Genomic DNA, 13,318 nt, shown 5'->3' on the forward strand with positions numbered 1-13,318 from the left:
TTACAACTAATTAGGTTTTTGATTAAATTATGCGTTACTTTGCAACGATTTTAGCATAAGATAGATCTGTGTAGTGAGTATATCTCTAGGAGCATTCCTTTTTTGAAGACATTCTTTCTAAGTTCACTAGTTTACGCTGAATAGTATTTACGCCAAAGAAACATTATCCCTTTGAACAGATGTGTGGTTAATGTTAGTATCAGCGGCATTAACCAATTTTTATAATGGAGAATAATGGATCACCTCAGAGGAGGCGACAACGGGTTTTTGATCATAAAAGCCCAGCAAGGAACAAATTTTCAAGCAACAAGAAGGGTAACACAAAATCTCTAAACCCTAATCTTTTTATTAAAAAGGCAGAGATGCAGGAAGAAAAAAAATATAAATCTTTGCAACTAATTCAGGACCTGCCAGTGAATCAACGGATTATTGCCAATCTACTTAAAAAGGGATATAAAACCCCAACCGAAATTCAGGATAAAACCATTGAGGCTTTGCTTAGCGGCAGAAATCTAATGGGTTTAGCACAAACTGGAACCGGAAAAACAGGAGCATTTCTAATCCCAATAATCAACAATTTACTCGATCAAAGGCCAATGTTTCAGGTGTTGATAGTATCGCCAACACGTGAGCTTGCCATGCAAATTGATAGCGAATTCAAGAGCATTGCCAATGGGTTAAATCTTAGTAGTACCTGCTTAATTGGAGGCACTAGCGTTCAACGTGATGTTAATAATTTAAGACGTCCAAGCCATATAATTATCGGAACACCCGGTCGTATTGCGGATATGGTTCGCCAGCGTGCGCTAAATCTACCTAAATTCAACATCCTAGTTTTAGATGAATTCGACAGGCTACTGGATATGGGATTTTCCATTGAGATACAAAAACTTGTTGATGGCATGAACAATCGCAAGCAAACAATCCTTTTCTCGGCTACCGAGGAAAAAGGTCAAAAGCAGCTAATCGCAAATCTGCTCGATAATCCATATGAGGTACGTGTTCGTGCAGAGAATGTAAGTGCGGATACTATTGATCAGGATATCGTTAGAGTTAAAGATGGTCAGAATAAAATGGATGTTCTGGTTAGCATGGTACGCGATAAATCGTTTGAGAAGGTTCTGGTTTTTGCCGAAACAAAACGTTGGGTTACCCGTATTTGCCGAGATTTACGCAGTGCTGGTATTAAGGCGGATGAGATTCATGGCAACAAATCGCAGAATTACAGGATAAATGCTCTTGATTCCTTTAAGAATAAGAAGATACAGGTTTTGGTTGCAACGGATGTTGCAGCAAGAGGGCTCGATATTTCCAATGTTTCGCATGTTATAAATTATCAACAACCAAAGAATATGGATAGCTATATCCATAGGATTGGACGAACCGGAAGAGCCGGTGAGAGCGGAAAAGCATTTACATTTATTAACTAATAGTATAAGAGTATGGCAGGACCAAACAATCGCTATATCAAAAAGCAGAAGGCTGAGAAGCGGGTTAAGAAAAGACAGGAGAAAGATCAAAAGAAGATCGTGAGAAAAGAGAATTCCGCAGGCGGTAGCTTCGAGAATATGATTGCCTACGTGGATAAGTTCGGTAATATTACCTCCGAGCGTCCAGTTGAGGATAATAATCGTGACGAGGAAGAGTCTAATAATGGGGGTGATAGGTAGGATTTAATTTACCTCCCCTGCCCCTCCTTAAAAAAGGAGGGGATGTACGCCAACAATTTTTTTCAGGCTTTAATTTACAATAGACCATTGTGAACTAGACGAGGTCATCCAAAAGGACAAAAAACGTTCACGCAAAGGGCGCAAAGAAAAAACAACGCTAAGATCGCAAAGTAGTGAATTATATTTCTTGCGATCTTTGCGAAAACCTTTGCGATCTTTGCGTTAAATAATCTTTTACATTATCGCAAAATGCGATATAAATAAAAATCCTTTAGGATTGTTCTCAAATTATTGGGGCTGTCTGAAAAGATTAAAAAAGAAAAAACGCAAAGACAGCAAAGAACTAAATCTCTGCGGCCTTTGCGAAATTCTTTGCGCTCTTGGCGCTAACTCCTCTTCTTACATTATCGCAAAATGCGATATATATAAAAATCCTTTAGGATTGTTCTTAAAAATTTTAAACGCAAAGATGCCAAGATAAAAAACGCAAAGGCCACAAAGTAATGATTACATTCTTTGCGGCCTTTGCGAAATCTTTTGCGCTCTTGGCGTTAAACTCTCTATCGCAAAATGCGATATATATAAAAATATATTTTAACGTTAGCTCGATGTAAGGTGTCATCCTAAGCGAAGCAAAGGAAATAATTATCTAAATTCCAGATGCTTCACTCCGTTCAGCATGACAAAGTAATAATCTAATGGTAAACTGAGAATCAATATATTATACTTACATAGAGCTCACGTTATTTCAACTTTTCGATTATTCCTTTTACGCAGTTTACCTTTTCATCCAACATTGCCTTGGTTTTGGCTTCGGCAATGAATCGTAGGTATGGTTCGGTGTTGGATGGACGAATGTTGAACCACCAGTCGGGGAACTCAACACGGTAGCCATCAAAATCGAATGATGCGGTTGGTTTCTCTGCTCCTATGAAATGGTCACGAACGGCATCCATGGCTTCCTTTTTCTTCTCAATTTTGAAGTTGATTTCGCCAGAGTTGGCGTAAGTTTCAATCTTACCAATTAGCTGCGATACGGAAATTCCTTTGGCTTTCATCTTGCTAACTACGTTTAGGATTAGCATACATGCAAGAAGACCTGAATCGGAGAAGTAGAAATCACGGAAGTAGTAATGTCCGGCAAGTTCGCCTCCATAGATTCCGTTAATCTCACGTAACTTTGGTGCGGCAAATGCACGTCCCACACGCCAGGTTTGCATTGTTCCGCCGAGGTTGGCAAGGTATTCGCCTACGGCTTTGGATGTTCTTATATCCTGAAGCACCAAGCCTTTCTGATTCTTCTCTTCCAAGAAGTAGTGACCAAGCACGGCAATCATAAGGTCGGGGGAGATAAAGCGGGAGTTCTCATCAACAAACATAACCCTGTCGGCATCGCCATCAAATACGATTCCAATATCGCATTTGTTGTCTTTAACCAGTTTCTGTAGGTCGACAATGTTCTCGGGAACAAGAGGGTTTGCCTCGTGGTTAGGGAAAGTTCCATCCAAATCATCGTAGATATAAACTGGGGTGTTGCCAAGTATATCCTTGATTAGAAGGGCAGCCATTCCGTTTGAGCAGTCGATACCAATTTTGAGGTTGGAGTAGTTGCCTAGATATTGTTTTAGATATTTAAGATACTCGTCCTTTACATCAAAATCGATAATCTTGCCCTTTTTGGCAACGGGGGTAACCTTATCGTTTTTAACTCTTGTTTCAATCTCTTTTAGGCCTGTATCGTAACCAACGGGTAGGGCGTTTTCACGAGATACTTTCATGCCGTTGTACTCACGTGGGTTGTGTGATGCGGTGATCTGAACGGATGCGTTGAAGCCATTCTTTGCCGTAGCAAAGTAAACCATTGGTGTGGTTGCCAAGCCGAGGTTGTAAACATCGGCACCAGCATCGGTTATGCCTTTGGTTAGGTAGTCGTATATTTCATCGGATGATACACGTGCATCGCGACCAACGAGTACTTTGTTGGTTTTTAGAAGATCGACCAGAAAGAATCCGATTTTGTAGGCATCGTCCTTATTAAAATCCTTGTTGTAAATTCCACGGATATCGTATGCATGAAAAGCTCCCATAGTATCAGTTTTTAAGCAGTTATGATTTAACGGTTTAATAATTCAATGTTGTTTAGCTAAGGAGATTCCGCAACAAGTGCGGAATGACAAGGGGGTGGGTGCACCATTCTTACTGTCATTCCTGCGAATGCAGGAATCCCTAACCTAATAGAAATGTATTCTTAACTAAACGACATTGTTTAATATTCGGTAAAAATAATAATTGGTTTAGTTTGATAGATATATTTAATGGAAAATTCTTGGTATTTGGAATATAAATCCATAAAACCAATAGATGAGTGTTGGTTTTATCTGATTATTGAATGGATTGCGTTAAAAAATAATTAAGGGTTGTTCTATTTACCTCCCCTACCCCTCCTAAAATAGGAGGGGAAACGCATCGGCATTGCGTTTGCGTGTATTTGTAGATTTTAGGGTTGATGTTTTAGGGTTTTAAATGGACGATTGTTGCTTGAATTTCCCCCTTGTTTTAAGGGGGAACACAAGGGGGTTGATACGTGTCTGGGTTAATGATTGCCATTTCCGAACTCTCGATCTCCATTCCCGAGTTCTAGACTCTTTCGGGTCTATCGACGCCGAAAGGTCTTGCTTTGTGGGAATACCTGATGGGGTTTCAAAGAACCTATAAGCGTTTATAAACAATACCGTTACATAGAAACTATTTCGGTGCGCTGCACCTTAATTCGCTTTCTATTCTTCTTTCTACAAATATTTTGCTGCGATGCAGCTGGTAAAAGGGGATTTGTTGATTTATGATTCTAATGCGTTGTCCATTTTGGGAGTCTGGTGTTTGTTTTTTATTGGTGCAGAGCACCTCAATATTTGTAGAAACATCCATAACAGCAAATTTTGAGGTGCGGAACACCGTAATATTATATTAATCGATGTTTGCCGAGTATATATTCGGTGCATTACACCTTAAATTACATGTTGATCTTCTTCTCTTTTTGAACAGATTCCATTTCCGAGTTCTTGATCTCCATTTCCAAACTCTCGATCTCCATTTCCGAGCTCTTGATCGGCATTTCCGAACTCTCGATCGGCATTTCTTGATTCTTGATCGATATTTCCAGATTCTCGATCGGCATTTCCAACCTAATTTCTGACATTGCGGCAGTCTCGATGAGCATTTCTTGACTCTCGATCACCATTTCCGAGTTCTTGATCGACATTTCCGAACTCTCGATTGGCATTTCCGAACTCATTTCTGACATTGCGGCAGTCTCGATGAGCATTTCCGATACCTCAGAGAGCATTTCCAATTTCTTGGCGGATGTTTTTACCACAAAGGGCTCTAAGGATTTCACAAAGTAACACAAAGTTTTTCTCTGCGTTACTCTGCGTGGTCTCTGCGAACTTAGCGGTTAACCCTTATCCTCCTTCTTCAAAAACGGTTTGGGTACTTGCGGTAAGCCCAGCCACTGGGCAATATCGTTATAGCCTTTGGCGATGTCTTGGGCAATGCTTACGCCTTGCTTAACTCCACTAATTGATTTATGGAGTTTGGATTCCTCATCTCCTAAATCCTGAACAAAGCGTTTTAACCTATTCGCAATGCCCGTTTCTTTTACCTCATCCTCGTTTTTGCAATTCTTTGACTCTTTAAGTGCTTTGGATAAATTCTTTAATTGACTGGACTCTTCGTCTGCTCCTTTCTCTAAAAGCATTTGAGCCAATTCGTTCAAATTGCCCTGTAATCCGATGTTGCAATTATGGAAATTAAAGGTATTGTGAACGGATTGATCAGTAAATAGATTACCAGTCCCATTCAGTAACGTTTGTGCGGTAATATTGTAATTATTAACGGTGTAATTTAAATTTATATGCTGCCCAGTAACATCCTCGAAATATGGAACATTATTTCTTAAGTGGCTTAATATCTTAGTATCGGGCAACCATAAAGGATTCCTTTTCTCAATCTCATCGGGTATTTGCCCAAACCGTTCAACCCTGTATTGTAACTCAGGCTTGTTACTCTTATAGCTATTAAAAATATCGTTTAATGTTTCTCTTAGGATGCTTAGGTATTCCGTTTTTATTTTTCCCGTAACAGATACGCTTATAGTTCTGTCCTCCTCACGTACCAGAGCAGTACTTCCCTTGCCATCCTCAAGAACAACGCCGTAACGCCATACAATATATTTACTTCCTACTTTTTTTATCTCCTGATTATGCCTTACTATAAAGCGCGATATGGTATTGGGTGGTAGCGGTTGCTCGGCTTTGTAGCGAAGCATCAGGCTTTCGCCGATTGAGAAAACGGGTAAGTTAACTGGGCGATCCTCCCCCAGTAGATGGGGTATTATAAGACATCTGCCCTTGCTGATTTTGTATGCCAGTTCGTAACGTTCCATCAGCCTAAAGAAGAATTCGTACTTCTCCTTAGGGTAGCGGATAGAATCAACCTCATTCTCAAAAACCTTAGAGAACTCATCAATGCTTAACTGGTGCTTGCGCTCGTTGCTCACCCAGTTAACAATCTTATAAACCCCATTGCTTATCCACTCGGGATTAAGAACTAAGGTATTAAACTCCCCCATATCCTTATACCAAAGGCTTATACCAAGTGCATCTAAATCATTTAGTAAACCATCAACATTATCAATACCGTTCCTCTCGGCAATTCTACAAAACTCCTCCTTGGTAATATGTTCCTCACACTTCTTATGATCTCCTTTAATAAAGCGTTCCTCCAACTCTTTCTTAACCCTATAGTAGTTGGATGGTATTAGCTGCTTATCCCATGAGGGGTTATTGCGTATATAGTCCGTCACAATCTCCCTAAACTTCCTCAGTTCATCCATGTCATCCTGAATTGAGAATGTATAGAGACCCTCAATTGAGTATTGCTCCTTTAGCCTATTAATTGGAATATCTACTTGATGCTGATCTCGCTTATTTACCAGTATAATTGCCTTTGAGTTTCCACCAAAATTCTTCATATGGTCTAGCCAGTACTCAAGCCTGTTGCGTTCCTCTGTGCGCCCATCGTACACGATTATGTAAAGGCATCGCTCCGATAGGAAAAACTGGTGCACAGCGTGGGTAACGGTATGCCCTGCAAAATCCCAGATATGCACATTAATATTCTCCTTTTCCAACCTCCATATAGTCTTATCTACACCAGCAGTACTCTCATTATCTGTAGCCATTGGAGCATTTGGGTTTATTAATCTTCTTGCCAAACATGTTTTTCCTGCACCCTTCTCACCCAATACTATTATACGAGCCTCATTTAGCCTCTCAGCTCCTTTCTCCAACTGTTCCAAATATCTCCCAACCTCAGCAGCACCTTTCTTAAGTATCTCTGTAGGAACATTTATTCTTTCTTCAACACCCTCCCTTGCTGCCTCAATCCCATTGCTAAATATATTGCTGTACAACTTAAGCCAGTATCCACATCCCTCTGTCTCAAGCGCATTCTGGAAGTTAACCCAAAGCGTACCGTACACGGCTATGCTCATGCCCCCCTCCCCTCTCTTACTCCTTATCAATTCAATATCTTCTAAAATAATATCCTTTAAATCTATTTCTAAGGCATCGGCGGCGGCGTAAGCATAGGTGGCGGCTCTGGCAGCATAGGCGACGTAGGCATAGTCGGCGTTGTAGGCGTAAGCGTAGGCGTAGGAGGAGGCGGAGGATACAGAAGCGGAGGCACATGAGGAGGCGGAGGCGGCAGCGGCAGCAGAGGCAGCGTCCTCAGCGGCAGCGGAGGCATTTATATTAGCATCCAAGGCATGAAAAATGGAATAAAGGTATTTTTGCCGATCCTTCTTTTCCCAAAAATCAAAATTACCTTCAACTCCTAAAAAAGGTAAAGCACGCACGGCACAACGCCAAGCGAAATGTAATACATCCTCCCTATCTAATTTTCGCAATTCTTTTTTAACTTTTTCTCTAAAAACTTCTGTATCCATGATTGATATTATATAAATTTTTAAATAAACTCAACATATAAACTTGTTCCATTAACCCAAATTACATGTTGTGTACGTAATTGGTTAAGGAACTTGTATTTCAAAGATAGAAAAATATTGTGGGAATTGGGGGATTAAAATATAATTAACCCCAACCCCTTAAAATAAGGGGCTATAACAGGGTTGCGGTGGTGGGTATGGGTTTCTTTTTTAGGGAGAGTGGGTGAGGTGAATTTAATATCAAAATACCATAACTCCACCCTTTAATACCATCAATCATAACAAACCCAGTACACAGTTATTCCCCCTTTAGGGGACTGGGGGTATTTCTTGTTGTATATAAAACCCCAACCCCTTAAAATAAGGGGCTATAACAGGGTTGGGTGGCGGGTTTGGGTTTCGCATTTGGGAATGTTTCTATTTATTTTTCTCCAGAAGGTAAATCAACCTACAATAATCTGTTTGCCCTCCTTTTTAAGGAGGGTTGGGAGGTTAATTTCTTGTGGCATACAACCCCAACCCCTTAAAATAAGGGGCTATAACAGGGTTGGGTGGTGGGTTTGGGTTTCGCATTTGGGAATGTTTCTATTTATTTTTCTCCAGAAGGTAAATCAACCTACAATAATCTGTTTGCCCTCCTTTTTAAGGAGGGTTGGGAGGTTAATTTCTTGTGGCATATAACCCCAACCCCTTAAAATAAGGGGCTATAACAGGGTTGCGGTGGTGGGTTTGGGTTTCTCTTTTAGGAGAGAGTTAGTGAGATGAATTTAATATCAAAATACTACAGAACGTCTCTTTAATATCAACAATCATAACAAACCCAGTACACAGCTATACCCCCTTAGGGGGCTGGGGGTTATTTTCTATACCTGCTTTTCAAAATCACCCTTTAGCCGTTGCATATGCCCTGCCCGTAAATCTGGAGGTACTATTTGCAACATAATATCGCAAATTGCGATAATGGGTGCATTAGTAACCTCCCCTGCCCCTCCTGAAATAGGAGGGGATACTCCAAGTAACCAAGTTCAAAGGAATTGGGGTTAAACACCTGCACTTACCACTTTTCTCTTTTTGCTTTTCACTTGCCACTTTTCTCTTTCCTCTTTCCTCTTTTTGCTTTTCACTTTTCACTTTTCTCTTTCCTCTTTCCTCTTTTTGCTTTTCACTTTTCACTTTTCACTTTTCACTGTCAACTTCCTTTATTCACCCATCTATGGTATAATTCCCCCCTTTTTCGTTCTTTTGTATCCTCAAACAAACTATCAATGGATATAGTTAACGTCAATAAACACATCGATCTTATTTCGAAGGAGCTTTCAATCAGCTCACGCCAGGTGGCTAACACGGTTAATCTGCTCGATGAGGGTGCTACAATCCCCTTTATTAGCCGATATCGTAAGGAGCACACTGGGAATCTGGATGAGGTTCAGGTTACATCGATTAGGGATCTGTCGGTTAAGTACACCGAGCTAGATAAGAGGAAGGAAACTATCCTTAATACCATCGAGGAGCAGGGGAAACTTACCGAGGAGCTAAAGAAGAGGATTATTGAGTGCTACGATCCCACTGAGCTGGAGGATATCTACCTACCATATAAACCCAAGCGCAGAACTAAGGCTACAATTGCCAAGGAGAAAGGGCTTGAGCCCTTAGCCGCCCTAATAATGAGGCAGCAGGATAGGGATATAATTGGCAAAGCCGAAAAGTTCCTTAACGATCAGGTTGCCGATGTTGAAGAAGCGTTACAGGGCGCAAGGGATATTATCGCCGAGTGGGTTAGCGAGGATCAGAAGGCAAGGAATGTGGTTAGGCGACATTTTAAACGGAGCGCAGTAATCCGCTCAAAGGTTGTGAAGAATAAAGAGGCTGATGGGGTAAAATACACCGATTATTTCGGTTTCGAGGAGGAGGTTCGTAGGTGTGCATCGCATCGGTTTTTAGCCATGCGCCGTGGTCAGGAAGAGGGATTCCTAAAGGTTAGTATCACCCCAAACAACGATGATGCAATTGAGGAGCTGGAACGATTCCTTGTTAAGGGTTCGGGCGAACCCCAAAAGCACGTTGCTATGGCGGTACAGGATAGCTACAAAAGACTAATAGAACCTTCTATTGAGAATGAATTCACCTCTGAATTAAAGGAGAAGGCCGATGAGGAGGCCATCAGGGTGTTTGCCGAGAATCTTCGCCAGCTACTACTATCCCCACCACTTGGCCCACAGATGGTGCTAGCTCTCGACCCCGGTTACAAAAGCGGGTGTAAGCTGGTTTGTATCGATAAGCAGGGAAATCTCCTGCACAACGAGACCATCTACCCTCACCCACCCCAAAGCGAATCGGGTAAGGCGATGAGTAAGGTATCAAATTTGGTAGATACTTTTAAGATTGATGCTATTGCCATTGGTAACGGCACTGCAAGTCGCGAAACTGAGAGCTTTGTAAAGCATATCAGATTTAATAGGGATGTTCGGGTGTACGTGGTAAGCGAGGATGGAGCATCGATATATTCCGCATCGTCCGTGGCACGTGAGGAGTTTCCTGAATTTGATGTAACCGTTCGTGGGGCTGTTTCTATTGGTCGTAGGTTGCTGGATCCTCTGGCGGAATTGGTTAAAATCGATCCTAAATCGATTGGCGTTGGGCAGTATCAGCACGATGTTGATCAAACCAAGCTAAAATCGGGTCTCGATCAGGTTGTTGAGAGCTGCGTAAACCATGTTGGCGTTAATATAAATACTGCAAGCAAGCATCTTCTCACCTATGTATCGGGATTAGGTCCTCAATTGGCTAAGAATATTGTTGAGTATCGGAAAGCAGGCGGAGCGTTTCAGAGCAGGAATGAGCTTAAAAAGATACCCCGTTTAGGCGATAAGGCATTTGAGCAATGCGCAGGATTTCTTAGAATTCCCGAGGCAAAAAATCCTTTGGATAATAGCGCAGTTCACCCCGAGAGCTACCATGTTGTTGAGAAAATGGCAAAGGATAATGGTTGCGAGGTTATTGATCTTCTTAAAGATGAGTCGATACGAAGCAAAATCAAACTCGAAAAGTATGTAACCGATAAGATTGGGCTTCCTACGTTGAATGATATCATGCAAGAGCTTTCCAAACCCGGACGCGATCCTCGTAAAACCATAAAGGTTTTTGAATTTGCCGAAGGGATTTATAAGATAAATGATTTAGTACCGGGAATGGTACTCCCAGGAATTGTAACCAACATTACAAACTTTGGGGCTTTTGTTGATGTTGGGGTAAAGCAGGATGGCCTTGTGCATATCTCGCAGCTAGCCGATAGATTCATCTCCAACCCCAACGATGTGGTAAAATTGCATCAACATGTAAAGGTAAAAGTAACCGAGGTAGATGTTGCACGGAAAAGAATTCAGCTGAGCATGAAGGAGGTGGAGCAAGGGTAGTGGAAGAATGGAATGGTGGAACTGGAGCGAAGCGGAACTCAACGAAGTTAATAATGGAGTGATGGAGTAGAGGGATCATAAAACCATATTTATAAAGAAGATATCCTAAATCTCTGTGTCACTTTGCGCCTTCTCTGTGGATCTTCGTGTAACAATCTTTTAGTACATTACACAGAGTGGCACAGAGAAGCCACAGAGAGACACAAAGAATCTAGTTAATTTATTTCAAAACAGGAATGATAGAACTCAAGTTCCTTAAAACGAAATACGGTAAAGAGCTTCTGATCGATTGTCTGAAAATATCGGAGACCGAAGATTTTTTGGTGAACAGAAGACCTTCGGTAATGCTTTTCTACGAAATATACTTTATTACCAAAGGCAGTGGAACATTTATAATTGAAGATACTACAATTCCATACCAAAAGGGAACTATCATATTCATTCCGCCTAACAGGAGAAGGGAATGGAATATCGAGAGTGAAACCGATGCCTACTGCATTCTTTTCGAGGAGGAGTTTATTGGTCAGTTTTTTAATGATAACCTATTTGTTTATCGCTTTCGGTACTTTTATAGCTATAGCACCACCTATTACTTAGCAACAACTCCTGCTGAGTTTGAATCTTACCTAGAAAAGGTTGTCGAGATAAAAACTGAAATAGGCAATCTGCTTAGCGATAGCGAACACCTTTTACGGTCGATATTGTATTATTTGCTTATAATCCTTAACAGGAGATACATTGAACAGCATCAAATTAAAGGAGAACTTTTTCAGAATATCGAGGTGCTTAAATTCATCCAGCTAATCGATAAGAACTTTAAGGAGAAACATCTTGTAGAGGATTACACCCAAATGCTTGGCATTAGCAAAACGTATTTGAACAAGAAACTAAAACCGCTTGGCACAACCGCGTCCGATTTGATAAAGGCAAGACTCCTTAGAGAAGCAAAAAAAGATTTGCACTACACAAACCTATCAATATCAGAGATAGCCTACAACCTGAACTTCTCCGAGCCAGCAAACTTTATCCGCTTTTTCAAAAAATCGACCTCTATAACCCCTAATCAATATCGATTAGAGTTTTCAAAATGACAATAATAAAATCATTTTGATTTAAACAAAGTCCTCCCCTCTCCCTTTCTTTGTAAGAAAAAACTCGGCCATGAATAGTAGTGATTTATCGTCAAGATTGAAGCAATATGCAATTGATAATGGAATAGATTTAATAGGGATAACATCTGCCAAACCATTTATCACGCAAAGAAAAAAGGAGGCATTTGTCGATCCAAAAGATTATCTAAAAGATGCTAAAGCAGTTATTGTAACAGGCTTTCACATCAACGAAAGCAGCAGGCCAACCTCAAGCAATTCCAACACCCCAAAAGGCCGATACAACGCCTATGATGTTAAAGCATTTATGCCCATGGAGAATCATCATATTAAAACCATTAGTAATTTCTTAGGGAATGAGGGCTATTTGGTAGAAACCAACAAGAACTACAAATTACCCGATAAGATGACCGCCGTGCGTGCTGGTTTAGGAAAATACGGCAAGAATTCATTAGTCATAACTCCAGAATATGGATCGTTTATAATGTTTGTGACGATGGTTACGAATGCACCATTGGGTTATGAAGATTTTCCGCTAAACGAAACCGACTGTGGCAAATGCGAAATATGTATAAAATCTTGCCCCACGGGTGCAATATATGCGCCGTTCAAAATAAACAGGAATTTATGTATTACTGGTTGGCTTTGGGGCGATTTTGTCCCTGTACACCTGAGAGAAAAACAGGAGAATCGGCTTTTCGGTTGCGGTGAGTGCGTGAAAGCCTGTCCAAAAAACAGAAAACTTAAACCTAGGGAAGAATACCCAGCCAAACTTGAAGATATAAGCGATAGTCCAGAACTAATTCCGCTATTAACGGCAGACAAGGAGTACTACAAAAAAACTATCGCCTCGTTTCCGCTTTGCGCTGGCGAAGAGGCAATTCTTGGGAATGCAATTATTGCGCTAGGAAATATTGGCGATGAAACATCCGTTCCTGAACTGGGGCATACAATCACTCACCAAAACCCTAAAATTAGAGCATACTCTGCATGGAGTCTCGGGAAAATAGGCAGGATAGAATCGATAAATATTCTGAAAAACGCCCTAGATAAGGAGGATGATAGCAACGTAATTAGCGAGATACATTGCGCATTGGAGAATATTTCAAAGGATTAGGCTTG

At 40.9% G+C, this 13,318-nt stretch carries 9 protein-coding genes; 5 read left to right on the forward strand and 4 right to left on the reverse strand.

All coding sequences use genetic code 11. The features are described from left to right. Positions 1-224 precede the first annotated feature (224 nt). Positions 225-1,430 (forward strand): DEAD/DEAH box helicase, encoded by a 1,206-nt coding sequence (locus HOO91_15890; protein ID NOU19038.1) that lies wholly within the window; start codon positions 225-227, stop codon positions 1,428-1,430. Between the two features lie 12 nt (positions 1,431-1,442). Further along, complete coding sequence (locus HOO91_15895; protein NOU19039.1) at positions 1,443-1,670, forward strand: cold-shock protein; 228 nt, start codon at positions 1,443-1,445, stop codon at positions 1,668-1,670. A gap of 743 nt (positions 1,671-2,413) precedes the next feature. On the opposite strand, the gene HOO91_15900 is transcribed toward HOO91_15895, so the two are convergent. The 4 genes from HOO91_15900 to HOO91_15915 all read right to left on the reverse strand — a co-directional run bounded on the left by HOO91_15900 (position 2,414) and on the right by HOO91_15915 (position 8,847). Beyond that, a complete protein-coding gene (locus HOO91_15900; GenBank protein NOU19040.1) occupies positions 2,414-3,757 on the reverse strand; it encodes a phosphomannomutase/phosphoglucomutase in 1,344 nt (447 codons plus the stop codon). A gap of 923 nt (positions 3,758-4,680) precedes the next feature. Then, positions 4,681-5,064: a hypothetical protein gene (locus tag HOO91_15905; GenBank protein ID NOU19041.1), complete on the reverse strand. Its 384-nt coding sequence runs from the start codon at positions 5,062-5,064 to the stop codon at positions 4,681-4,683. A gap of 57 nt (positions 5,065-5,121) precedes the next feature. After that, on the reverse strand, positions 5,122-7,674 hold the full coding sequence (locus HOO91_15910; protein ID NOU19042.1) for a hypothetical protein: 2,553 nt from the start codon (positions 7,672-7,674) through the stop codon (positions 5,122-5,124). A gap of 969 nt (positions 7,675-8,643) precedes the next feature. Then, positions 8,644-8,847 (reverse strand): hypothetical protein, encoded by a 204-nt coding sequence (locus tag HOO91_15915; protein ID NOU19043.1) that lies wholly within the window; start codon positions 8,845-8,847, stop codon positions 8,644-8,646. A gap of 92 nt (positions 8,848-8,939) precedes the next feature. Between HOO91_15915 and HOO91_15920 the strand changes: the two genes are divergently transcribed. The 3 genes from HOO91_15920 to HOO91_15930 all read left to right on the forward strand — a co-directional run bounded on the left by HOO91_15920 (position 8,940) and on the right by HOO91_15930 (position 13,313). Further along, positions 8,940-11,087, forward strand: a complete 2,148-nt coding sequence (locus tag HOO91_15920) for an RNA-binding transcriptional accessory protein (GenBank protein ID NOU19044.1) — start codon at positions 8,940-8,942, stop codon at positions 11,085-11,087. Positions 11,088-11,323: 236 nt separating this feature from the next. After that, complete coding sequence (locus HOO91_15925) at positions 11,324-12,178, forward strand: helix-turn-helix domain-containing protein (GenBank protein ID NOU19045.1); 855 nt, start codon at positions 11,324-11,326, stop codon at positions 12,176-12,178. A gap of 70 nt (positions 12,179-12,248) precedes the next feature. After that, complete coding sequence (locus HOO91_15930; GenBank protein NOU19046.1) at positions 12,249-13,313, forward strand: 4Fe-4S binding protein; 1,065 nt, start codon at positions 12,249-12,251, stop codon at positions 13,311-13,313. Positions 13,314-13,318 lie beyond the last annotated feature (5 nt).

It is taken from the genome of Bacteroidales bacterium, from assembly GCA_013141385.1.
Taxonomy (GTDB): domain Bacteria; phylum Bacteroidota; class Bacteroidia; order Bacteroidales; family Tenuifilaceae; genus UBA8529.